At 33.1% G+C, this 23,378-nt stretch carries 21 protein-coding genes; 11 read left to right on the top strand and 10 right to left on the bottom strand.

The genetic code is table 11. The features are described 5' to 3' along the window. Positions 1 to 60: 60 nt before the first annotated feature. Entirely contained in the window at positions 61 to 567 is a 507-nt protein-coding gene (locus tag VP395_RS15185; protein WP_346242875.1) for a hypothetical protein, read from the bottom strand. A gap of 25 nt (positions 568 to 592) precedes the next feature. Then, positions 593 to 1,009 carry a hypothetical protein gene (locus tag VP395_RS15180; protein WP_346242874.1) on the bottom strand — a complete coding sequence of 139 codons (417 nt, stop codon included), beginning with the start codon at positions 1,007 to 1,009 and terminating at the stop codon, positions 593 to 595. A 170-nt stretch (positions 1,010 to 1,179) separates the two neighbouring features. On the opposite strand from VP395_RS15180, the gene VP395_RS15175 reads away from it, so the two are divergent. From VP395_RS15175 to rpe, 4 genes are all read left to right on the top strand, one after another. Beyond that, positions 1,180 to 2,178, top strand: coding sequence for a hypothetical protein (locus VP395_RS15175; RefSeq protein ID WP_346242873.1), 999 nt, complete (start codon positions 1,180 to 1,182; stop codon positions 2,176 to 2,178). Positions 2,179 to 2,249: 71 nt separating this feature from the next. Continuing rightward, entirely contained in the window at positions 2,250 to 2,624 is a 375-nt protein-coding gene (locus VP395_RS15170) for a hypothetical protein (RefSeq protein WP_346242872.1), read from the top strand. A 324-nt stretch (positions 2,625 to 2,948) separates the two neighbouring features. Beyond that, a complete protein-coding gene (locus VP395_RS15165) occupies positions 2,949 to 3,812 on the top strand; it encodes a sigma-70 family RNA polymerase sigma factor (protein WP_100610046.1) in 864 nt (287 codons plus the stop codon). Between the two features lie 195 nt (positions 3,813 to 4,007). After that, positions 4,008 to 4,670 (top strand): ribulose-phosphate 3-epimerase, encoded by a 663-nt coding sequence (gene rpe / locus VP395_RS15160; protein ID WP_346242871.1) that lies wholly within the window; start codon positions 4,008 to 4,010, stop codon positions 4,668 to 4,670. On the opposite strand, the gene VP395_RS15155 is transcribed toward rpe, so the two are convergent. Together VP395_RS15155 and VP395_RS15150 are read right to left on the bottom strand one after the other, a co-directional pair. Next, on the bottom strand, positions 4,667 to 5,092 hold the full coding sequence (locus VP395_RS15155; RefSeq protein ID WP_346242870.1) for a CBS domain-containing protein: 426 nt from the start codon (positions 5,090 to 5,092) through the stop codon (positions 4,667 to 4,669). The two genes, rpe and VP395_RS15155, sit on opposite strands and share 4 nt — an antisense overlap. Before the next feature lie 80 nt (positions 5,093 to 5,172). Then, a complete protein-coding gene (locus VP395_RS15150) occupies positions 5,173 to 6,024 on the bottom strand; it encodes a zinc-dependent peptidase (protein WP_346242869.1) in 852 nt (283 codons plus the stop codon). A gap of 158 nt (positions 6,025 to 6,182) precedes the next feature. On the opposite strand from VP395_RS15150, the gene VP395_RS15145 reads away from it, so the two are divergent. Further along, complete coding sequence (locus VP395_RS15145; protein ID WP_346242868.1) at positions 6,183 to 6,314, top strand: hypothetical protein; 132 nt, start codon at positions 6,183 to 6,185, stop codon at positions 6,312 to 6,314. A 305-nt stretch (positions 6,315 to 6,619) separates the two neighbouring features. Beyond that, entirely contained in the window at positions 6,620 to 8,356 is a 1,737-nt protein-coding gene (locus VP395_RS15140) for an SGNH/GDSL hydrolase family protein (protein WP_346242867.1), read from the top strand. Positions 8,357 to 8,375: 19 nt separating this feature from the next. Here the strand turns inward: VP395_RS15140 and VP395_RS15135 are convergent, their stop codons facing one another. From VP395_RS15135 to VP395_RS15125, 3 genes are read right to left on the bottom strand one after another with little or no spacing between them, the layout of a single operon-like run. Further along, positions 8,376 to 8,735, bottom strand: a complete 360-nt coding sequence (locus VP395_RS15135) for a hypothetical protein (protein WP_346242866.1) — start codon at positions 8,733 to 8,735, stop codon at positions 8,376 to 8,378. Further along, positions 8,735 to 8,884, bottom strand: coding sequence for a DUF5989 family protein (locus VP395_RS15130; RefSeq protein ID WP_346242865.1), 150 nt, complete (start codon positions 8,882 to 8,884; stop codon positions 8,735 to 8,737). The genes VP395_RS15135 and VP395_RS15130 overlap by 1 nt, the downstream gene beginning before the upstream one ends. Then, on the bottom strand, positions 8,885 to 10,684 hold the full coding sequence (locus tag VP395_RS15125; RefSeq protein ID WP_346242864.1) for a carbamoyltransferase family protein: 1,800 nt from the start codon (positions 10,682 to 10,684) through the stop codon (positions 8,885 to 8,887). Between the two features lie 446 nt (positions 10,685 to 11,130). Between VP395_RS15125 and VP395_RS15120 the strand changes: the two genes are divergently transcribed. From VP395_RS15120 to VP395_RS15100, 5 genes are all read left to right on the top strand, one after another. Next, on the top strand, positions 11,131 to 14,178 hold the full coding sequence (locus VP395_RS15120; RefSeq protein ID WP_346242863.1) for a SusC/RagA family TonB-linked outer membrane protein: 3,048 nt from the start codon (positions 11,131 to 11,133) through the stop codon (positions 14,176 to 14,178). A 10-nt stretch (positions 14,179 to 14,188) separates the two neighbouring features. Further along, entirely contained in the window at positions 14,189 to 16,147 is a 1,959-nt protein-coding gene (locus VP395_RS15115; RefSeq protein WP_346242862.1) for a RagB/SusD family nutrient uptake outer membrane protein, read from the top strand. Positions 16,148 to 16,327: 180 nt separating this feature from the next. Beyond that, positions 16,328 to 17,710 (top strand): nucleoside hydrolase-like domain-containing protein, encoded by a 1,383-nt coding sequence (locus tag VP395_RS15110; protein WP_346242861.1) that lies wholly within the window; start codon positions 16,328 to 16,330, stop codon positions 17,708 to 17,710. A gap of 48 nt (positions 17,711 to 17,758) precedes the next feature. Further along, a complete protein-coding gene (locus tag VP395_RS15105; RefSeq protein WP_346242860.1) occupies positions 17,759 to 18,781 on the top strand; it encodes a DUF1593 domain-containing protein in 1,023 nt (340 codons plus the stop codon). 40 nt (positions 18,782 to 18,821) lie between these two features. Beyond that, positions 18,822 to 19,652 (top strand): aldo/keto reductase, encoded by an 831-nt coding sequence (locus VP395_RS15100; RefSeq protein WP_346242859.1) that lies wholly within the window; start codon positions 18,822 to 18,824, stop codon positions 19,650 to 19,652. Between the two features lie 97 nt (positions 19,653 to 19,749). Here VP395_RS15100 and VP395_RS15095 read toward each other — a convergent pair whose 3' ends face one another. Genes VP395_RS15095 through VP395_RS15085 form a run of 3 tightly spaced genes read right to left on the bottom strand, consistent with a single transcriptional unit; the run spans position 19,750 to position 23,378 of the window. Continuing rightward, entirely contained in the window at positions 19,750 to 20,766 is a 1,017-nt protein-coding gene (locus VP395_RS15095) for a glycoside hydrolase family 43 protein (RefSeq protein WP_346242858.1), read from the bottom strand. Between the two features lie 28 nt (positions 20,767 to 20,794). Next, positions 20,795 to 22,240 (bottom strand): MFS transporter, encoded by a 1,446-nt coding sequence (locus VP395_RS15090; protein ID WP_346242857.1) that lies wholly within the window; start codon positions 22,238 to 22,240, stop codon positions 20,795 to 20,797. A gap of 10 nt (positions 22,241 to 22,250) precedes the next feature. After that, positions 22,251 to 23,378: an endo-1,4-beta-xylanase gene (locus VP395_RS15085; protein ID WP_346242856.1), complete on the bottom strand. Its 1,128-nt coding sequence runs from the start codon at positions 23,376 to 23,378 to the stop codon at positions 22,251 to 22,253.

The following is a 23,378-nucleotide window of genomic DNA, read 5'->3' as shown; positions in this document are numbered from 1 at the left end:
ATACTATACCACTAAGCTAACCCAAAAACCGAACTGTTTAAAACTTGTGAGGGTTTTTAGTTATTTAATCTTTAATTCCCCTCTAAACAAGAGCCACTTATCCTTATCACCATTTATAATATAGGTCTCTACTTTTTTTGGCAATGCAGTAAATCCTCCAATTATGCCTCCCCCAAGAGCTCCAATCCCACCAAATATGACAGCTCCTTCACCCGCTGTATATGGCAGAAACCAATCATCAGGGTCTGCTGATGATGCTCCTGCGATAGCACCAATAGTAGTTCCAGCTAATACACCAATAAGCACATTACTCCCAGCGGACCTTTTCGTTTTTATAAATCCAATTTCTTTTAAACTTATTTTTTTCTTTTCAATGCTGTTTTTCAATCCTAGAATAGAGTCGTTAATAAAAACAATAGAGCCTTTACTTATTTTTTTACCTTCCAAATTATACACTCTAACAAAAATGCTATGTGTTTTTAATTCATTTTGAGCATATATCCCCATGTTAAACATTAAAACAATGGTAAATACCAATATTTTAATTTGTTTTATTAGTGTTTTCATGATACTACAGTTTTTAAATTTGATTTTATTCTGGCAAATCTTTTAAATTAATGGTTACTGTGATTGTTTTTGAATCGAGTGTTTCTGTACTAAAATCTAATTTATATCTAACTAAATAAACAGTGACAGCAGATTTTATTACAGGGTTTGTTTCAAAATCAAAAAGGGCTGCATCGTTAACATATATTAAACCTGTTTCTGGGTAGTTAAGAATACTAATGGCTTTATCTGTTGCGGGAGACATTATTGAATAAATCAAAAATTTACTCGGGTCTACTTTACTTGAAATCTTACCTATTAATGAATTCGCTATTGGATTTTCATCAATAGTAATAGTAAAATCATTTACAATAAATAAGTCTGAAGAATCATCAGGCGAGCACGAGCTTGTTAGCCAAAAAATAAATAAACAGCTTAAAATAAGTTTTAAAATTGTTTTCATAACTGATAGTGTTTAAAATCACGAACTATAGTTAAAAATTCGCAATTGGTTAGTGATATAAATGTACTTTCTGAAATTCCAAAACCATTTGACTAAAACACAGATAATTAGAAAAAAAATTCTTAAATTTCACAAAGTCTTCCAAAAACCTACTTGTAATTTCTCGAAAAATGCAAGAGCAATTTATTAAGTATCTAAAGGAGAAAACACAAAACAACACCTCATTTGTTGACGAAATTGCTAGTGTTTTAGACATCGGGTACGACGCTGCTTACAGACGCATAAATTCGAAAACTAGCTTAACACTTGAAGAGGGCGTTAAACTTGCAAAACATTACAAAATATCATTAAATAATTTATTTGAGGTAGGTAGCCAAAACTCCATTCTTACAGAACTTTCACCACCAATACATAACAAAGAAGGTCTTGAACTCTACTTTAAGCAATCCCTTAGTAACGTTTTACCTTTAACACAATTGAAAAGTGCCTCCATAATTTATTCAGCCAAGGATATTCCGCTTTTTCACACGTTAAAAGATTCCTTTTTATCGCGTTATAAAATTTACGTTTGGTTAAAAGATGTTGATACTAATATGACTAAAAGCAAAGTTACTTTTGAAGATTTTATAAAAACCATTCCCGATTCTTTGCTAGAAAGTGCCTATAAATTAGGCGAAGTTTATAAAGACATAAATATTACCGAAATATGGAACAACACTACAATTAATGGTACAATACAACAAGTATTATATTATTTTGAATCTGGAACACTATCAAAAGAATTAGCCTTACTTATTTGCACGGACATCGAAGATGTTATTCGGCACGTAGAAAAACAAGCCATCCAACAGTCTATAATTGGTTCAAAAAACAAAGCCATTTATAACTTATATATTAATGACATTCATACCATGAGCAATACTATTATGGTAAAAACACCTTATAAAAAAGTATTCTTTACACCTTTTACAGTAATAAGTTATTTTAAAATAGAGCATCAACCAACCTGCGAACTTATGCACGAGTTTTTTGAAAAACAAATGAGCATTTCGAAGCTGTTAGTAAATGCCGGAGAAAAGGACCGATCGTTATTTTTTAATAGAATGCATCAAAAAATCAATAGATTAAGAAATCGCATTAACTTAAACAATGAAACTTTTGATTTTTAATAAAAAGTCAATCAAACGTTAAATGCTGTTAAAAATTTGTTTTTCTACTCATTTTCATTATATTATAAGCTATGATATATGAAGACAAAGCAAAATACTCAGCCATTTTAGAAAACTCCATCTCCTATTTACAAAATAGAGGTTTTGAAAATATTAAAGCAGATCTTAAGGGTTACGAAACCCCAAAATCTTATTCAAAATCGGGAAGCGATATTACTATCACACCAGACATTGTTGCAGAAAAGGAGGGTAGAAAACATTATTTTGATTTGAGCTTGAAATCTGAAAAGCCCAAACTATTAAAATCTAAATGGCTATTTCTTAATACATTGAGCACTTTAAAATCGTCTAGATTTAGACTTATCACAGCTCGTGGACATTATGCTTTCACTAAAGAAATGTTAGAGGCCATCAATCTAAATAACAAAACATTAATTAAGATTTAAGACTATTTTTTTACCACACACCGCATTAGGGATAGTATTGAAAAGCTTTTGGCGAGCGGACGCTTCGAGCCAAAACTTGTAAAGGATAGCCCGCCTTTTTGTATATCTACAAATTTATTGAACTGCTCTAATTACATTTACAAAAAGGAATGCCGTTAATATATCTATGCATAAAACACTAATTTATAGTGACTTTTTAAAAATCATGGAGTCCTATAAAGCATGATAAAAAAAATAATATAAAACTTTTTGTAACATTTTTTAATGTAGTTACGTATAACTACTGAATAACAATATTCAATTCAAAACTTAGAGGAACTTTAGATGAGACAACTTAAAATTACGAAGCAGGTTACCAATAGAGAAACCGCATCGTTAGACAAATATCTACAAGAAATTGGAAAAGTTGACTTAATTACCGCAGACGAAGAAGTAGAATTAGCACAACGTATTAAAGCTGGCGACCAAGCTGCTTTAGAGAAGTTGACCAAGGCTAATTTACGTTTCGTTGTATCGGTAGCTAAGCAATATCAAAACCAAGGTTTAACATTGCCCGATTTAATTAATGAAGGTAATTTAGGTTTAATTAAAGCGGCACAACGTTTTGATGAAACCCGTGGTTTTAAATTTATATCGTACGCCGTTTGGTGGATTCGTCAATCGATTCTTCAAGCTTTGGCTGAACAATCGCGTATTGTACGTTTGCCTTTAAACAAAATTGGCTCTATTAATAAAATCAATAAAACATTTGCGTTTTTAGAGCAAAGCCATGAGCGCCCGCCAAGTGCTGAAGAGATTGCAAAAGAATTGGACATGACTATTAACGATGTTAAAGAGTCTATGAAAAATTCTGGACGTCACGTAAGTATGGATGCCCCTTTAGTTGAAGGTGAAGATTCTAACTTATACGACGTATTAAATAGTGGCGAATCGCCTAACCCAGATAGAGAGTTATTACACGAATCGTTACGTACAGAAATTGAGCGTGCTTTAGAAACATTAACACCCCGTGAAGCAGACGTTATTCGTCTATACTTTGGTTTAGGAAACCAACACCCAATGACTTTAGAAGAAATTGGAGAAACGTTCGATTTAACCCGTGAGCGTGTACGCCAAATTAAAGAAAAAGCTATTAGAAGATTGAAACATACTTCTAGAAGCAAAATATTAAAAACATATTTAGGTTAGTAAGCTTTTTACAACTAAATTACAGTAACAAACAGTTACACATAACTGTTCGTTTTTTGATTGATGAAAGAACCCCCGGCTGATTACCGGGGGTTCATTTTTTTTTATCATCACCCTAAATCCCCCTCCAAAGGAAAGGGACTTTGAAAAGAGTTTTTCTATATTTGCAAAAACTTAACAAAACTTCATAATCTAATGGGTTCTAAACTAATTGCTCCTTCTTTACTGGCTGCGGATTTTGCAAACTTGCAGCGTGACATTGAAATGGTAAACCAAAGTGATGCCGATTGGTTTCATATTGATATTATGGATGGTGTTTTTGTGCCAAATATTTCTTTTGGCATGCCTGTTTTACAAGCTATAACGAAATACACAAAAAAGACGGTTGATGTGCATTTAATGATTGTTGATCCAGACAGGTACATAAAAACATTTGCAGATTTAGGAAGTAATATTTTAACGGTTCATTATGAAGCTTGTCCACATTTACACAGAACTTTACAAGCCATTAAAGCCGAAGGCATGAAAGCAGGTGTTTCATTAAATCCGCACACAAATGTGAGCTTATTGGAAGACACCATTTGCGACATAGATTTAGTGCTTATTATGAGTGTAAACCCTGGTTTTGGCGGCCAAAGCTTTATTGAAAACACGTATGATAAAGTAAGGCAATTAAAAGAATTAATTATACGTAAAGGTGCTTCAACCATTATAGAAATTGATGGCGGTGTAACAACCGCTAACGCCAAAGCACTAACCGATGCTGGTGCTGACGTTTTGGTTGCCGGAAGTTTTGTTTTTAAAAGTGACAATCAAATTGAAACTATTAAGCAATTAAGAGCTGTTGCAAACTCTTAAAACTGTTTTAGCAAATACTTTATAAGGTCCGTAGTGGTTACAATACCAACCAGTTTATTATTATCTACAACAGGTAAAGCATGAAACTCTTTGCTTGCTAATATTTCTGCTACGTCTTTTATTGAATTTGAAGTTGAAACTGTAATTATTTGCTGCTTCATTACCTGTTTTATTGTAAACATATTATAGACCATGGCATCGGCATTAGCATCAGAATCTGGGTTATCTGTAACATCTGCGAAACTAAGTCGAAGTAAATCTGTATAACTTAACATACCCACCACAACATTATCATTAACAACGGGTATATGCCTTATATGGTGTTTTTTAAAAAGTCGTTCTGCTGTTTCTAAACTATCCTTCTTTTTTAATGTAATAACAGGAGCGGTCATTATCATTGAAATTGGTGCTTTACGTATCATGTTTTTTAATTTCGTTTTTACTTTTACTAAAAGTATAAAATGGAGCCCTAAAAAAGTATGACAAAAATCATGTAACGCATTTAATAACCAGCCATAGTAAAATTCAGCATCTGTTTTACTTTACTGTACACATAAGGAAATTGTGCCTTAAAAGTTTGAGGGGTTTCTATAAAACTTTCAATAATAACTGCTAAAAACTCAAACTGATTGGTAAAGGCATATTTTCTAAAGTAATCCGATTCCATTAACTTATTTCTAAGTGTTTCATTTGAGGCCAACATAGATGACAATTCTTTAAACGAATCACTAAAAATAGTTGAACTTACATCGCGCTCTTTCATACTATTAATATGTATGGCATGGGTAAACTCATGTATTCCTAAATTAATATTATCTCTATGATTGCTAAACCCATTTTTAAAATCTTCCCATGAGAGCACCAAAGCGGCTAGTCTTGGGTTAAACTCTCCTTTATGATACGCTTTGTTAGTATTAGAATAAAATGCGCTTGGATATACAACGATTTTAGAAATTAAACCAATATAAAAATCACGAAACCCAAACGTAAGCATAACAGCTGTTGCAGAAATTAAAACCCTTATCTCGTCATTAATTACTATACCATCTCTACCAATAAAATCTTTATCTTTAATGAAGGATGCTACACGATGTTCAAAGTATCTTTTTTCTGTATTATTAAGTTTTTTATAAAAGGAAAATTGTTGTTGTAAAATATCCTTTTCGTTTTGTTTTAAACGTCTTAATCGGAAATAGAAATGGTTGTATAAAGGCTTTTTTTGCTTTAACACATAACCCATTTCTATCATTTTAAAGACATAGTTCAAAATAATATAGAACAATACGGCAACCAAAATTCCAATAATGATTTTGTTGCCCAAAGTGAAGTCTTTAGTAACCAGTAGGTTTAACATGAAGTAAAATCGCCTATTTCAAAAATAATTACACATTAAAACTTAAAAGTACAAAACCTGAGCTTAAAATATTAGATTTTATTTTAAGGTTTAAGTTATTACAAATTGCAGCGAGGTTGATTTATGGTTTCTTAAATGCATCGTTTTAAAAAAAAAAAATGACTTTTTATAAGGAGGACTATCTAGTTACTTATGGCAGTGTGTCTATAGATGTACTTTTGAATATTTATATAAGTTATTGGTTGGAGACAACTGCCCCTATTGCAAAAGGAAAAAAATATCAATATTAATTCTGGAAGCAAAACAACTAATAATATATTTACTGGTTATAATAAAAAAACATTGCTTACAACTAAACCAGACAAGCCTGTTTCACTAAAAACAAACGTAAAAGGAAATGAAAAGTAAAAAAAAAAAAAAAAAATGATTTATGCTTTGAGAATGTTTTAGAAGTGCATTTAAATAATTAATCTTTTATATATTAACACAAAAATGTTTATACAAAACTAACAACTTGCTAAATTATATTATTTTGAAAAAGAAAACCCTATTTAAAATTATTAGCATTTCACTGCCTTTCATATTCGTTTTACTTATGGAGCTCATCCTAAGGATAACGGGCTATGGAGATAATTATCAACTATTCAATAAGGTAAAAGTTGAGAACAGACCAGAATATCTTATTATGAATTCTGGTGTTTCTAAGAAATATTTTAAAAACACCAGATTTCATTCAGATAATCAATCCGACTTATTTCTTAGAACAAAAACAGACAGTACATTTAGAATTTTTGTACAAGGAGCTTCAACAGTTGTTGGCTTTCCTTTTTATCACGGTGGCTCTTTTCCTCGTTTGTTAAAACAGAGGTTATCTGAAACATTTCCAGAGAAAAACATAGAAGTTGTAAACACAGGAATTACAGCAGTAAACTCTTATACTTTATTGGATTTGACAGATAAAATAATAGACCAAAAACCAGATCTTGTTATCATATATGCCGGCCACAACGAGTATTATGGTGCATTGGGAGTTGGTTCGGCTAGCTCTTTTGGAAGTCATCCTGTGGTGGTAAGATCCTTTCTTTTTCTTAAAAATTTCCGTTTCTTTCAATTATTAGACAACACTTATACTAAGCTTTTTAGCCAAAAAAAAGACACCCCTAAAGTTACTGAAACAACCTTAATGGAAGTTATGGCAAAGGAGCAGCGTATCCCTTTAAATTCGGAGGTTTACCATGCAGGAACAAACCAATTTGAGGGTAATTTGGAAAAAATTTTAAAGACCTACAAAAAAAATGATATCCCTGTTATTATTTCTACAATTGTATCTAATGAGAAAGATATAAAGCCTTTTATTAGCGATGCCATTGAAGATGAAACTAAATTTAATAAAACTTTACAAGATGGTAATTTTGAAGCTAACAAAATGGCAAAGAATAATGCCATGGCTGCATATACACTTGGTCGTTATTATCTTTACAAAAACCAAGATACTGCAAAAAAATACTTGCATCTAGCTAAAGAATTAGATTTTTTAAGATTTCGGGCACCAGAAAAAATGAATGAGGTCATTAAGAATTTATCAAAAAAATACAATTGTTCTTTAGTAGATATGAAAGCTATTTTTTCATCTCATTCTTCAGAAGGTATAATTGGAAGTGAACTACTTACAGAACATTTACACCCTAATATCAAAGGGTATTTTATAATGGCAGATGCTTTTTATAACAAAATGAAAGAATTAAAATATATAGGCAATTGGGATAATTACATATCATATGATGAGGCTTTTGAATATATTCCAATAACACAAATTGATTCTCTTAGGGGTAAATTTCTTATCGATGATTTAAAAAAATCATGGCCATATGATTTAAGTATGTCTAAAAATCGACCATTATCTTCTTATCATTATATACAAAACCCTTCGTATGAAGAAAGAAGAGCCATAGAAATTCATACAAATCAAGTAATAGACTGGAGAGATATTATGTATGAATCTTATAACAGATACAATCGTGAAAAAGCATATAAAAAAGGCCTTCAAGTAGCACAATCTTTAATTTTTGAATTTCCAGAAGAGGCAGATGTTTATAGGCTAGCTGCAAATATGTGCTTGAAACTAGCTAAATTAGACAAAGCAGCCTATTACTATTTTAAATATAATGAACTTGATAAAAGTAGTTTGTCAGCTCAAAATCTTGCATCAACTTACATTGAATTAAACAAGATTGATTTGGCTCTTAAAACACTTTTAGACGCAAAGAATAGAGGTTTTAATAATGAAGCAATTAATGGTTTGCTTAACAGCATCACTATAAAGAAGAATTAAATGAAAAAAAAAAAAAAAATCACCACGGATGTTCAATGTCTTTTCTAACATACAAATGATTCCGCTTAACAAAGTGAGAATCAAACTCGCCCTTTTTCAATATTTGATTTCTGCCAAAAAAACGTTGAAAAAATGATAATGGGCATAGAAATAAATAAAATATAATGAACATTATTACATAATTCATTACAATTCCTAAATATTCAGAAAAACCAAACCATCCTTTACCTATTAGAGTTGTTAGTTTTTTAGAGATAAATGATATAGACAACAATCCAATTGATATATAAATAAGCCAACTAGCACTAAACCACAAAGAAGCAACAAGCGATGCTAAAGCTAAAACAATAATGGTTTCAAGAGATTTTTCCCACTTCATTAAAATAAAGAATAAATAAATGGTGCTAATGCAGAACCACTAGTTATAAATATTAATGCACCAAAAATCATGAAGATTAAAATTAAAGGCAAAAGCCACCATTTTTTTCTTTCCTTTAAAAAAATAAAAAAATCTTTAATAAACTCCATCTATTTTTCAATTATATAATTCTCTAAAACCAACACATCCATACCGGATTTCATAAAACAAAGATAAGCATCTTCTGGGGTATTAACTATAGGTTCGTCTTTAACGTTAAAACTAGTATTTATCAGCACTCCTATTCCTGTACGCTCTTTATAAGCCTGAATTAAATTCCATAATGCAGGGTTTAAATCTTTATTTACTACTTGAACCCTCGCTGAAAAATCAATATGCGTAATGGCAGGTAAATCAGACTTTATTAACTTACGCTTTTCTTCTAAGCTATATTTTTCAAAGTCTTCTGGTAAATCTTTTCTTAATGATTTTTTCACTTTACTTGTAAACAACATGTAATATGAATGTTTCCCATGCTCAAAATAATCATTATAATCTTCCTCACAAACAACAGGTGCAAAGGGTCTAAAACCTTCTCTAAATTTAATTTTCATATTTAAAGTATATTGCATTTCTGGAACTGTTGGGTCCGCTAATATACTTCTGTTACCTAAGGCTCTTGGCCCAAATTCTGTTCTGCCTCTATACCAACCAACAACTTTTTTTTCGCCTATGTATTGAGCAGTTACTTTAGCCAGTTCATCTTTACTTTCAAAATGCCTGAAATTGCATTTATATTTCCTTAAAAGCCTTCCAATATCTTGATTTGAGCTCTTAGAACCTAAATAAACATTGAAGGGTTTATTTAGACCTTGAAAGTTTAAATCTTGCTTAATATAAGCTACAGCCAATGCTGCTCCTATAGCACCACCAGAATCACCCGCAGCTGGTTGCACATATATATCTTTAAAAATATTTTGTTGAAATAGTATTGAATTTGCAACACAGTTTAGCGCTACCCCTCCAGCCAGACACAAGTAGCTTTCATTTGTTTCTTGTTTTACAAATTTAATTAGTTTAATTAGCACTTCTTCAGTAACTTTTTGTGCTGCAAGCGCTAAATCAGCATGTATCTGTACTAATTTTTCATCTGGTAATCGTTTCTTTAATCCAAATAACAGTTCCCATTTTTCAGGATTTACCATGTGTAAACCCACAGGATATTCAAAATAAACCATGTTAAGTTTTACGGAACCATCTGGTTTAATATCTATCAATTTTTCTTTTATAATTTCAATAAAATAAGAAACCGATTTTGAATTAGAGTTTCCATAAGGAGCTAGTCCCATCATTTTATATTCACCAGAATTCACCTTAAATCCTAAAAAATAAGTGAACGATGAATAAAACAACCCAAGTGAATTTGGAAAATGTAATTCACCTAATACTTTAACACCTTTTTCACCACATGCAATACCATACGAAGTAGTTGCCCATTCCCCTACTCCATCTACGGTTAAGTAGGCACATTTTTTAAATGGAGATGTATAAAAAGCACTAGCAGCATGAGACAAATGATGCTCTGGGAAATTTATTGGTATTTTTATTTTTTTAGATTTACTTAAAGCTATAATTCTTTTGTTTATAAACTGCTTAATAAAAAGCTTTTTCTTTAACCAAACTGGCATGGCTTTGGCAAATGATTTGAAACCCTTTGGAGCAAATGCGTAATAAGTTTCTAATAACCTTTCAAATTTCAAAAAAGGCTTATCATAAAAAGATATAAGATCTATATCTTCAAAACTTAACCCAGCTTCATAAAGACAGAACTCAATTGCCTTTTCCGGGAATGATGCGTCATTTTTTATTCTTGAGAACCGCTCTTCTTGAGCTGCATATAATACCTTACCATTATCGATTATGGCTGCAGCAGAGTCATGGTAATATGCGGAAATTCCTAAAATAATCATTTAAGCAAATGTAGTTTATCTATTATTATAAATTAAGGAATAAAAATTTCAGCAAAAATAAGCAAATTTCAACACAATCGATTGCGCGATTAAAAATTAATTTATATGTTTGTTTTAAATTGACAATAATATGAATGTTTTTTTGATATATTAAAATAAACAAAAAATAAAATTATCATATCCTAAATTAAACCTCAGTTCACATTATTCTATTGTTTTCAGGATTAAAAATTTAAAATTATAATAAAATGTTAAAAAAATTAACGCAATCGGTTGTGTTTTGAAAAATTATTTTATACATTTGATTAAAATTGAATATAATTAAGATAATATAGTATATAATTAAATTAAATAACTACTAAATAATCATTACTAACTTTATTACAATTCTAAACACAAATTTTATGACAAACTATTTATTTTTTAAAAGCCAACACATTAAACAGATGGGATTTCTTTTTCTCCTGTTTATGTTTTGCACGGGAATGGATGCGCAGAACACAGTTACCGGAACAGTCATTAGCTCTGATGGTCCAATACCTGGTGCGAATGTAATTTTAAAAGGCACTAAAAATGGTGCTGCTACTAATTTTGATGGCGAATTCACATTAAATAATGTGCCATCTAATGGTGTACTAGTTATTAGCTTTTTGGGATATAAAACCAAAGAAGTATCCGTAAACAATCAAAAAACAATCAATATTTCGCTTGATTTAGACACGGCTGCATTAGACGAGGTTGTAGTAATAGGATATGGCACCCAAAGAAAAGAATCTGTAACAGGCTCTGTTGCTTCTATTAAAGGGGAAGCGCTACTTGAAGTACCATCTCCTAATATATCCCAATCGCTTCAAGGTAGGGTGTCAGGAGTTGAATTCGCACAAAGTTCAACAAAACCAGGAGCCTCTATGCAAATTCGTGTTCGTGGTACACGTTCATTAAACGCAAGTAACGATCCATTGATTGTATTAGATGGTATTCCTTTTGCTGGTTCTATTACAGACCTTAACCCAACTGATATTAAAAGCGTTGATATTCTAAAAGATGCATCGGCAACTGCTATTTATGGTTCTCGTGGGGCAAATGGTGTTATTTTAGTTACCACCAATAAAGGTAGTAAAGGACAAGAGGCTAAAATAAACTATACCAGCTATTTTGGTGTTAAGAATATTTTTGCCAAATACCCTATGATGAATGGTGAAGAATTTACTAAACTTCGTACAGAAGCAAATATTTATCAAACACCAGGTCTTGATGAAGAGGTTGGCGTTAATACTGATTGGCAAGACTTACTTTTTGGTACTGCAACAGTAACTAGTCATGATATAGGTATCTCTGGTGGTGGAGAAAAAAGCAACTACAATTTTGGTTTAGGTTATTATAAAGATGAATCTGTACTTCCTGGTCAGGATTACGAACGTATTTCATTACGAGCGTCTATCGATCAAGAAATTGGAGATCACCTTAAAGTTGGTTTCACAACAAACAACAGCTATGCTGTTAACAATGGAAATAGTTTAGGAATCTACGGTACTTTAAATTCCACGCCTATAGCAAATCCTTATAATGCAGACGGTTCACTAAAAAGAGTTGTACAAATGCCTTTAGATACGCAATGGGTTTATACGAGAGCAAGTATAGAAGCTTTAGGCGATAGTTACATAGATCAAACTAAAAATTTCGGATCGTACAACTCGATATATGGGGTTTTACAAATTCCTGGAATCGAAGGATTGAGCTATCGTTTAAATCTTGGTCTAAATTACCGTCAATCCAACGGTGGTTATTATCAAGGTGAAGGTGTTTTTAGTGATAACCCAACAACAAAATCATCAGCATCTATAAGTAACTCGCAAACTACAAGCTGGACCATTGAAAATATACTATCTTACGACCGTACTTTTGCAGAAAAACATAGTTTTAATGCATTAGCCTTATACTCATCTGAAGAAAACTCATACAATAGATCTAGAGTTACTGCTACCGATATTCCAGCAGATTCTTTTCAATTTTATAATTTAGGACGCGCTAATGACCAACCAATTGTTGACCCAAGTCAGCAATGGTACACGGTAAGTGGTTTACAATCTGTAATGGGGCGTTTAATGTATTCATATGATAACCGCTATATGCTTTCTGCAAGTTACAGAACCGATGGGTCTTCAAGATTAGCACCCGGGCATAAGTGGGTTTCTTATCCTGCGATTTCTGTTGGATGGAATATTCACAATGAATCTTTTATGGAGAATATTAGTTTAATAAACTCATTAAAAATACGTGCTGGTTATGGTACAACTTCCAACCAATCTATCGATCCTTACTCTACTCTTGGGCGTTTAGGAACAACGCCTTATAACTTTGGAGATACTTACACAACAGGTTTCAGTGTTTCCGAATTACCAAATCCAAATTTAGGGTGGGAAAAATCTACCACAATGAACTACGGTTTAGATTTTAGCATGCTAAATAACAGATTATCCGGTACCGTAGATTATTATGCTACTAAAACCACCGATTTATTATTTAGAGTTGGTTTACCACAAACATCTGGAGTTAGCAGTTACATGGCAAACATAGGTGAGTCTGAAAACAAAGGTCTAGAATTTGCACTTAACGGCGTTTTGATAGACAATCCAGATGGTTTTACTTGGGAGGCAGGCCTTAATGTTTACACCAACCGTAACAAGCTTACCAAATTAGCCTCTGGCTTAGATAGAGACGAAAGTAACTGGTGGTTTGTAGGACAGCCTATTGATGTAATTTATGATTACAAAGCAGTAGGACTTTGGAATCAAGACGATCCTCAATATCAATATTTAAACACCTTCGAACCAGGTGGTAATGAAGGCATGGTTAAAGTTGAATATACTGGAGACTACAATTCTGATGGCTCTCCGGTTAGAGCTATTGGACCTGCTGATAGGCAAATTATGAGTATGCAAGCAGATTTTCAAGGTGGTTTTAATACACGTTTAGCTTATAAAGGCATCGATTTTAGTATTGTTGGCGCATTTAAAAGTGGCGGATTACTTATAGCAACTCCTTATGGCGCTAATGGATATCTTAATATTTTAACCGGACGTAGAGGAAATATAGACGTAGATTACTGGACACCAGACAACACCGATGCTAAATTTCCAAAACCAGGCGGTATAGGAGGGGACCAACCAAAATATTTGAATTCACTTTCATACTTTGATGCTTCATATGTAAAAATAAGAACCATTACATTAGGTTATAATTTTGATCAAAGTAAATGGTTTAAAAACACAGGAATTGACAGATTAAGACTTTATGTAACGGCGCAAAACCCATTCGTGTTTTTCTCGCCCTATAAAAAACAGTCTGGTATGGATCCTGAAACAAATTCATTTGCTAATGAAAATTCGGCTGTTACTTTTGGACAAAATGACCAAAGAAAACGTTTGCTAACTATTGGTACAAACACACCAACCACTACTAACTATGTTATAGGTCTTAATATCACATTTTAAAAAAATAATTATGAAAAGAACACTAATTAAAACTTTTATAGCATCAACAACCTTAATGGTGTTGGTCTTGCTTGGTTGCTCGGATATTTTAGAGGAACAACCTCGTAGTATTTATACACCAGAATATTTCAAAACTGAAAAAGGTGTATTAGGAGGATTAACGGCATTGTATGCCCATACGCGTAACTTTTACGGTAGCGGTTATTATTTAGCAGGAGTACAATCTGGTACCGATGAGAGTACTTGGGGACAAAACGTTAACAATGATGCAAAAAATGCCGATTTTTCAGGGGTAGGAAATCTGTCGTCTCAAAATAATCCATATGCTGGTATTTGGGGTGTTTTCCCAAACATTAACACAGCAAGTGGTATTATTGAAAATGCTGAAGCTGTTGGCACCATATCGGATGCCCTTGTTGCAGAAGCTAGATTTTTTAGAGCATTTGATTACTTCTTGTTAGTTCAGACATTCGGTGGTGTACCTTTAGATCTTGGAGCTGGAGCGTTAAAATTTAATACTTCTACTGTTCGCACATCTGTACGTAACACGGTGCCAGAAGTTTATACCCAAGCTATTTTCCCAGATTTAATAAAAGCGGTAGCAGATTTACCTAATGAAAACACCCGAGCTACAGGAACAGTGAACAAAACCGTTGCACGTTTGTATTTATCTCAAGCTTATTTAACGTATGCCTGGTGGTTACAAAACCCAAATAATGTTCCAACATATCCTGCTACTCCTAGAACAGATCCAGATGGTCATGATGCCAACTGGTATTTTCAACAAGCTTATAACATAGCTGTTGATGGTATTGATATGAGACCTAGTTCTATAGGATTGCTAGATTATTTCTATGACGTAAATGAAGGATCTAACGACCGAAATAAAGAAATGTTATTGTACGCAGACCATACTGAAGGTAGCGATCTTTATAACGGAGCTCCAGTAACCGGCTGGGGTTCGGGCAGTTCTCCTGGTAATTTTGCTGGATGGCTAGCAACATGGAATTATACTGAAATAAGAAGTTCAGCAACAGCTGGTGGTTCTTATAATATTTCATCTGTTGGCCGTGAAGCTACGCAACCTCATGGACGTCCATGGACAGGCTTCACTCCTACGCATCAAACCATTAAAAACACATTTGCAGATAAAATTAACGATTCAAGATACGATGGCACTTTTACAACAGTATATCGTGGTAACTGGCTAAGAGGAACCTCAACTGTTACAACCTTGTACAATGCCAATAACTTACCTGTTCAAATGGAAGACCCCATGTTAACTTTTATAGATACTGATAATCCTGCTGTAGTTTATCCAAGTGGAGCTGGCAGTAGTGGTGTTGGTGCAGGTGTATTACCAGGAAGAGCTGATTGGATTGTTACACCAACAGGTATAAGCAGATTAATGTATCCGGGGTTATGGAAATTAGGGCCTTATCGTACAGATAACGGAAACACCTTAGGGCAAGCAAATGTTACTTACACTCGCCCGTTTCCAATTGCTAAGTTTTCAGAGTTATACTTTATAGCTGCTGAAGCTGCAGTTAAAGGAGCAACACCTCAATCTGGAAAAAGTGCTAGAGAGTTAATAAACGTTATTCGCGCCCGTGCAGGAAAATGGTATTATGATAATAATGGTAAAGCAGCAAAAGTTCAAGATAACAGTGCCGATATGGTAGCAGCAACACCAGCAAGCATAACCATAGATTATATTTTAGATGAGCGTACTCGTGAATATTATGGAGAGGGGAAACGTTGGTATGATTTAGCACGCACGCAAACATGGCATATTAGATCTGCTTCTTATACCATATGCGGAACGTCAAAAGGAGACCATACTCCTGTAACTGTTAACCGCACAATACCACTAACAGCGTATTTACGCCCAATTCCACAAAGTCAATTTGATCGTATGGAAGGTACTGATGCAGATATAGCTGCATATCAAAACCCTGGATATAATTAAAACTTTTTGAGTTAGTTTATATTGTTTGTTTAGTTTTTACTACTGCCTGTATTGTTTAATTTTAAAAACATACAGGCAGTATTTTTATTATTAAAACATTATTCAAGATTAAAAATAATGTAACCATTCCTCCTCATGATAAAAACAAATAAATCGTTCTCATTTTATAAGATCAATTTTATGAAAAACAATCATCAATTCCTCTATATATTTATAATACTTGTAGTTATAATATCTTGCTCTACCCTTAAATCATCAACAAAAAATGAACAAATAGCTTATCAAAAAAACAGTTCGTATAAACCAAGAATTATTAATACAACGGATCTTGGTGCAGATCCGGACGACGAGCAATCCATGGTTCGACAATTGGTAAGTGCCAATGAATATGACATTGAAGGGTTAATTGTTGCAACTGGTTGTTGGAAAAAAACACAAAAAACTACAGCAATGTTGGACAAAATTGTAGACACTTATACTGATGTATATCCTAATTTAAAAGCACATGCAAAAGGTTTTCCAACTCCTGAATACCTTAAATCTATTTCCGTAATGGGACAAACAGGATATGGTATGAGTGATATTGGTGCTGGTAAAGATAGCCCAGGTTCGAACCTAATTATTGCAAGTGTAGATAAAGATGACCCACGACCAGTCTGGGTAATGGGTTGGGGAGGTATGAATACTATTGCCCAGGCTATATGGAATGTAAAAGAATCTAGAACCCCCGAAGAATTAAAAAAATTCTTAAGTAAATTAAGATTATATGATGTGTTAGGGCAAGATGATTCTGGAGCTTGGATTGCTAAAAATTTTCCTGAAGTTTTTTATATTAGAGCAACAGGAGTTTATGGATGGCAACCTACTAAAAATGGTGTTTATTATCAAGAAAACATCCAAAATCATGGGCCATTAGGGGCTGTGTATCCAGATACAAAATACGCTCCAGAAGGTGATACACCTGCATTTATGCATGTGTATCCCAATGGCTTAAATGATCCCGATCAAATAGACCAAGGTGGTTGGGGAGGTCGCTTTAGTTTCACCAAAAAAGCTGCAATACGTAGTATGTCTGAAGTACCCAAAATTAAAGAAGATGGTGAAACCAGATATGACCCATATTACATGTATGGAAATACTTCTGAAGGTTCCGAAGCTATAAAAAAATGGCATAATGGTTACAATAATGATTTTGCTGCTCGTATGGATTGGAGCGTAACTTCAAATTACAAAGATGCCAATCACCACCCAATTGCAATTTTAAATGGGGATAAATCAAGACAAGTTTTAGAAACAATAGCATCTGTGGGAGAAATAATTAAATTAAATGCAAATGGATCTATTGATCCTGATGATAATGCATTAGCTTATTCCTGGTTTTTTTATAAGGAACCAAGTTCTTATATTAATGAAATAACAATTGAAAATAATACTTCTTCTCTGGCTTCTTTCAAAATTCCAAACGATGCCGTTGGTAAAAATATACATATTATATTAGAGTTACATGATGATGGAAATCCTAATTTATATGCATATCGACGTTTAATAATTAATGTTAAATAAAAAATATTAATGCAGCTCTATACCTCAATAATATAAAAATTTAAGAAATTGAAATATTATATAAAACCCATTGTTCTTCTGCTTTTAACAATAACAGCTTGCAAACCATTGGTATCTCAGGAAACTACGCCCAACAATAGGCATCGTATTATTGTTACCTCAGATTTCCCCCCATTTCCTGTAACCAATAGCGACCCAGATGATGTACAGTCTATCGTACGGTTTCTTCTATATTCTAATGAATTTGATGTTGAAGGATTGATTGTTTCCGCAGGAACTTTTGATATGATAGCTGAAAAGAGAAACATGCTAGCGGCACTTGATGAATACGATAAGGTTGATGAAAACTTAAGAAAACATGATCCCAAATTCCCAACAGCCAACGCTTTACGAGCCGTTACCTACGAAGGAAAAGGAAATAATAACGGAATTGCCATAAAATGGGGCTGCGGAAAACAACCTGTTAACGAGATTATTGGCGAAGGACTAGATAGCGAAGCATCTAACGCTATTATAGCTGCGGCCGATAAGCCAGATTCAAGGCCGTTATGGATTAGTGTTTGGGGAGGCCCAAGAGAAGTTGCCCAAGCCATTTGGGATGTTAAAAATTCACGAAATGAAAAGGAATTAAAAGCTTTCATTAGCAAACTGCGAATATTTCTTATTGCTTGTCAAGACGCCTCGCATGAATGGTTGATGCAAGAATTTCCAGATTTATTTATAATCGAATCAAGAAAAACGTATCATGGAATTTTCCGAAGTGACAGTCAAGAGTGGGCAGAAGAAAACATCATTAATAACCATGGACCACTTTGTGCCATATATCCGCCAAAAGCCATTGCAGGGCCTGGTGTAATAGAAGGTGATTCACCTGCTTTCTTATACCTTGTTAGTGCGAATCGCGGTATAAATAATTCTGAGGATCCAACGCAACCAAGTTGGGGCGGTCAATATATTCGTAAAGAAAAAACTAACCATTATGTTGATGGATTAGGAGCAACAACAATTTCCAAATGGAAAAATGATTTTCAAGCGGAATTTAAAGAACGAGCAAATTGGTGTATTGAATAAAGGTTTTATATTTGTAGCATTTATTTGTAATTCCAAAAAAATGATCAATAATATTAATGATAAAACAATCTTAAACAATGGCGTAAAAATGCCATGGCTAGGTTTTGGTGTATATTTGATTGAAGATGGTGCTGCAGTTAATAATGCCGTTCGTAAAGCCCTTGAAACAGGATACAGAAGTATTGATACTGCAGCAGTATACAAAAACGAAATTGGTGTAGGGAAAGCTATAAATGAAAGTGGTATTGCTAGAGAAGATATTTTTTTAACCACCAAAGTTTGGAATGATAATCTTCGCAAAAAAAGAGTATCAGAAGCGTTTGAAGAAAGTCTAAAAAAGTTAAATACTGATTATGTAGATTTGTATTTAATACACTGGCCTGTTAATAATTTTTATTTGGATGCTTGGAATGAAATGGAAAAAATCTATAAATCTGGCCGTGCAAAAGCTATTGGTGTAAGTAATTTTATGATTCCACATCTACAAAATATACTTAACGTTTGTGAAGTAAAACCTGCTGTAAACCAAATTGAATTTCACCCCTTATTAGTTCAACCCGAATTGTTGAAATTTTGTAAAGAACAGCATATACAATTGGAGGCTTGGAGTCCTTTAATACAAGGACAAGTTACAGAAATAAATGCTATTAGTGAACTTGCTAAAAAATATGGCAAAAGTGCTGCACAAATTGTTTTGCGATGGAATTTACAACATGGTGTGGTAACCATACCAAAGTCATCAAAACCAGATAGAATTGTAGAAAACTCTGAACTTTTCGATTTTGAACTTTCAAATTTAGATATGGAACTTCTAAATTCTCTTAATGAAGGGAAACGTATAGGTCCAGATCCATATAATTTTGATTTTTAAATTGAGGTCGAGCTCTATTGAGTACTAAAAAATCAAATTGTCTTATATTTTATGACCATTTACCAAGTTTTCATTTTTAAATAATTTTTGTAAGCTATTATTTATAAGGATTTAAAGTATTTATAGTTCCGTCCTCATTATATGTTATTTCGGCTACTTTTACAGATCTTAAGTGCGTTATACCTTTTGACAAACTTGAGTCGTGATAAAACAAATACCACTTATCATCAAATTTACAAATAGAATGATGCGACGTCCAACCAATTACAGGATTTAAAATTCTTCCTGCATATGTAAATGGTCCGTAAGGACTATCACCGATAGCATAGCAAATAAAATGTGTATCGCCCGTTGAATATGAGAAATAATATTTGCCCTTATATTTATGAACCCAAGAAGCTTCAAAAAAACGCCGATCATTATCTCCTTCTAGAAGTGGGTTTCCAAAGGCATCAAGTATTTTAATTTCCTTTGGTTCCTCTGCAAATTGCAACAAATCGTCCGTCATTTTTGCCACTATAGGTCCTAAAGCGGTTTCGTTCGCTTTAGGCAATTCATTAGCCTCATCATACTTATTATTACGAAATTTTTGTAATTGACCACCCCAAATGCCACCAAAATAACAATAAAAACTTCCATCTTCATCTTCAAAAACAGCAGGATCTATACTGTAACTTCCTTTTATTGGCAAGGGCTCTGCTTTAAATGGCCCTGTTGGAGAATCGCTAACAGCAACCCCTATTTGAAAAATCCCTCGCTTATTTCTAGCTGGAAACACCAAATAATATTTACCATTTTTATAAGCAGCATCTGGTGCCCACATTTGCTTTTCTGCCCAAAGGACATCGTTAACATGAAGTGCAACGCCATTATCAACCGCATCACTATCTATTGTATCCATAGAAATAACATGATAGTCTTCCATACCAAAATGGTCTCCATTGTCATTAAAAGGAATTCCTGCATCTATATCATGTGATGGATATATATATATTTTATTATTAAAAACATGAGCAGACGGATCTGCGGTATATATATGAGTTACAATAGGCTTAGAAATAGCACTATCTATTAATTCTTCTATCTTTACCTGTTTCAAATTATTCTGATGCATTTAAATGTATTTATAATATTAACAAAAACTAGTTGGTTGCTTTCAACCTTCTTTCTTTTAAATCAAACTCAATCTTCACTTCCATTTTCTTATTAATCTCATATAAAAACAAGAGCCCTACCCCAATTATAAATGGAATAGCCGGAAAAACACTTACTAACAATTTAATGCCGTTAATTGCAGTAACTGGCTGAGTTAATGAATTGGGCACGTAACCATAAACACCTAAAAACAAAGATGTTAATGCTCCACCTATGCTTAATCCAGCCTTTAAACCAACCATCATGGCAGTAAATATGATGGCTGTAGCTCGACGATTATTTTTCCATTCAGAAAAATCTGCAACATCTGCAATCATTGCCCAAAGTATAGGAATAGTAATTCCGTAGAAAAAGCCATGCAAAATTTGAGAAAGAAATATGAGTATGATAGATGTTGGTGGAAAGAAATAAAATGCAAAAATAAATAAGGCTGAAATAAACAGGAACAATGTAAATACATCTCTTTTCCCATATTTATCGGCTAGTCCCTTAGAAAACGTAATCCCTACTATCATAAAAATAATACCACCAGCATTAAACAGTCCAAATCCAGCAGAAATAGGATCATCTCCAAAAAGGTCTAATCCTACTGAAATTAAAAAATCCAGTATTGGTTGAATAAAAGTTGCTAAACTCTCCTTATCCACATAGTTTTCAAAATAATAAACATAGGCGCCTCCTTTCATGGCAAGGGTAATAAATACCAGAGTTGTTAGCGTTAGCATAATAAGCCATGGTTTATTCTTTTTTAAATCGCCTAAATCTTCTTTAATACTTGATCTTTGTTCCGGTTTGGGTATAATACGCTCTTTTGTTGTAAAAAAAGTGATTAACAGCATAATGGTTCCAGCAATTGCCAATACGGTCATGACCTTTTCAATTCCAACAGCTTTGTCACCATCACCAGCACTTTTAATGATTCCTAGCATAAATACTTGCACGAAAAATTGAGCAAACATAACCGCCACAAATCGATAAGATGACAAACTATTTCTTTCTCGCATATCACCAGTTATAACACCGCTTAGTGCAGAATATGGCAAATTATTACCTGCATATAATAACAATAATAAAGTATAAGTTACTACGGCATATATTAGTTTTCCTTTATAAGTAAAATCTGGTGTGGTGAAAGCTAATAACGATATAATGCCTAAAGGAACAGCTGTCCATAAAATCCATGGTCTAAATTTCCCCCATTTTGTACTTGTTCTGTCAGCTAAAACTCCAATAATTGGATTAAAACCAAAAGCTGCGATAAGCCCCACTGTTAGCATTATTGCTGATGCATCTTTTGGGGAGAGACCATAAATATCCGTATAAAAATAAGCTAAATACGTTACCAATGTTTGAAACACCAAATTTGCAGCAAGGTCTCCTAAACTATATCCAACTTTTTCTTTAATGGATAATTTTTGTGAATTTGAATTCATGTACTTCTATTTAGTTAATTCGTTTTTTTAGGCTCATAATGCTATCATAAGCTTTTTTAGGTTTGTGTTGTTTATCAAAAAGCAAGGGATAATTAGTTCGTCCTTTTATGGGCCAATCGTTAAGCCAAGATTGACTGTCGTTAACGCCCCAAAAGGTAACTCTGCTTATTTTATCTTGATGTTTTAAGAACAGTTTAAAAATATCCTGATACCTATTAGCTAATTTTATTTGAACTGAGTCATGTAAGGATTTTGGATAAGGGTTCATTTTTTCATTGCCCTCAAAGTTTTGGCTAACTTCCGCTCCTACCAACTCCCAAGGACTAGGCAATACATTAATATCAAGTTCGGTAATAGCTACTTTTACCCCTAACGCAGCATAGTCCAATATACTTTTTTCAATTTCCTGAAGCGATGGTCTTTCTAAGCTCCAATGCCCTTGCATACCTATTCCATCTATCTTTATGCCTTTTTCTTGAATATGTTTCACCAACTTAATAGCCCCGTTTCTTTTTTCAGCATTGGTCATATTATAATCGTTATAATACAAATCTGTGTTCGGGTCTACTTCAGATGCCCATTTGAAGGCTAATGATAAATAATCTTCTCCAACGGTTTTTAAAAATACAGATTGTCGTAATGTTCCGTCTTCGTTAAGTGCTTCGTTTACAACATCCCATGAATGTATTCTTCCCTTATACTTACTTACAATAGTTTTAATGTGGTTTTCCATTTCTGTTACCATTGAAACACTATCTTTTAACATAGAAAACCATGGAGCTAATTGACTATGCCATATTAAAGTATGCCCATGAATAAACATATTATGCTTTTCGCCAAACCCAACATATTTATCTGTCATTTTAAAATCAAATGTATCTTTAGAAGGGTGAATAAACATGGATTTCATAATATTTTCAGCAGTTATGCTATTAAACTGATTAGATACTAGGCCAGTTTCCAATGAGTCCATTTCCAATATTTGATTCTCATTAATAGCTACGCCTATAAAAAAGTTTTCATTAAATGCATCTTTAAGCATAACATCTTTAGATGACTTATGTTGATTGGTTTCTTTACAATTGTATGCAAAAATCAGTATCGCTAAGGTTAACAGGAATTGTTTTAATGTCTTCAT

Source organism: Mariniflexile soesokkakense (assembly GCF_039650365.1).
Classification (GTDB): domain Bacteria; phylum Bacteroidota; class Bacteroidia; order Flavobacteriales; family Flavobacteriaceae; genus Mariniflexile; species Mariniflexile soesokkakense.
The sequence above is the reverse complement of the archived record's forward strand: the minus strand, read 5'-3'. Positions and strand labels throughout refer to the sequence as shown.

Excerpts from the sequence above, each read along its gene's own strand:
- VP395_RS15185 (WP_346242875.1), bottom strand. The coding sequence starts at position 567 with ATGAAAACACTAATAAAACAAATTAAAATATTGGTATTTACCATTGTT.
- VP395_RS15180 (WP_346242874.1), bottom strand. The coding sequence starts at position 1,009 with ATGAAAACAATTTTAAAACTTATTTTAAGCTGTTTATTTATTTTTTGG.
- VP395_RS15175 (WP_346242873.1), top strand. The coding sequence starts at position 1,180 with ATGCAAGAGCAATTTATTAAGTATCTAAAGGAGAAAACACAAAACAAC.
- VP395_RS15170 (WP_346242872.1), top strand. The coding sequence starts at position 2,250 with ATGATATATGAAGACAAAGCAAAATACTCAGCCATTTTAGAAAACTCC.
- VP395_RS15165 (WP_100610046.1), top strand. The coding sequence starts at position 2,949 with ATGAGACAACTTAAAATTACGAAGCAGGTTACCAATAGAGAAACCGCA.
- rpe (WP_346242871.1), top strand. The coding sequence starts at position 4,008 with ATGGGTTCTAAACTAATTGCTCCTTCTTTACTGGCTGCGGATTTTGCA.
- VP395_RS15155 (WP_346242870.1), bottom strand. The coding sequence starts at position 5,092 with ATGATACGTAAAGCACCAATTTCAATGATAATGACCGCTCCTGTTATT.
- VP395_RS15150 (WP_346242869.1), bottom strand. The coding sequence starts at position 6,024 with ATGTTAAACCTACTGGTTACTAAAGACTTCACTTTGGGCAACAAAATC.
- VP395_RS15145 (WP_346242868.1), top strand. The coding sequence starts at position 6,183 with ATGACTTTTTATAAGGAGGACTATCTAGTTACTTATGGCAGTGTGTCT.
- VP395_RS15140 (WP_346242867.1), top strand. The coding sequence starts at position 6,620 with ATGGAGCTCATCCTAAGGATAACGGGCTATGGAGATAATTATCAACTA.
- VP395_RS15135 (WP_346242866.1), bottom strand. The coding sequence starts at position 8,735 with ATGAAGTGGGAAAAATCTCTTGAAACCATTATTGTTTTAGCTTTAGCA.
- VP395_RS15130 (WP_346242865.1), bottom strand. The coding sequence starts at position 8,884 with ATGGAGTTTATTAAAGATTTTTTTATTTTTTTAAAGGAAAGAAAAAAA.
- VP395_RS15125 (WP_346242864.1), bottom strand. The coding sequence starts at position 10,684 with ATGATTATTTTAGGAATTTCCGCATATTACCATGACTCTGCTGCAGCC.
- VP395_RS15120 (WP_346242863.1), top strand. The coding sequence starts at position 11,131 with ATGGGATTTCTTTTTCTCCTGTTTATGTTTTGCACGGGAATGGATGCG.
- VP395_RS15115 (WP_346242862.1), top strand. The coding sequence starts at position 14,189 with ATGAAAAGAACACTAATTAAAACTTTTATAGCATCAACAACCTTAATG.
- VP395_RS15110 (WP_346242861.1), top strand. The coding sequence starts at position 16,328 with ATGAAAAACAATCATCAATTCCTCTATATATTTATAATACTTGTAGTT.
- VP395_RS15100 (WP_346242859.1), top strand. The coding sequence starts at position 18,822 with ATGATCAATAATATTAATGATAAAACAATCTTAAACAATGGCGTAAAA.
- VP395_RS15095 (WP_346242858.1), bottom strand. The coding sequence starts at position 20,766 with ATGCATCAGAATAATTTGAAACAGGTAAAGATAGAAGAATTAATAGAT.
- VP395_RS15090 (WP_346242857.1), bottom strand. The coding sequence starts at position 22,240 with ATGAATTCAAATTCACAAAAATTATCCATTAAAGAAAAAGTTGGATAT.
- VP395_RS15085 (WP_346242856.1), bottom strand. The coding sequence starts at position 23,378 with ATGAAGACATTAAAACAATTCCTGTTAACCTTAGCGATACTGATTTTT.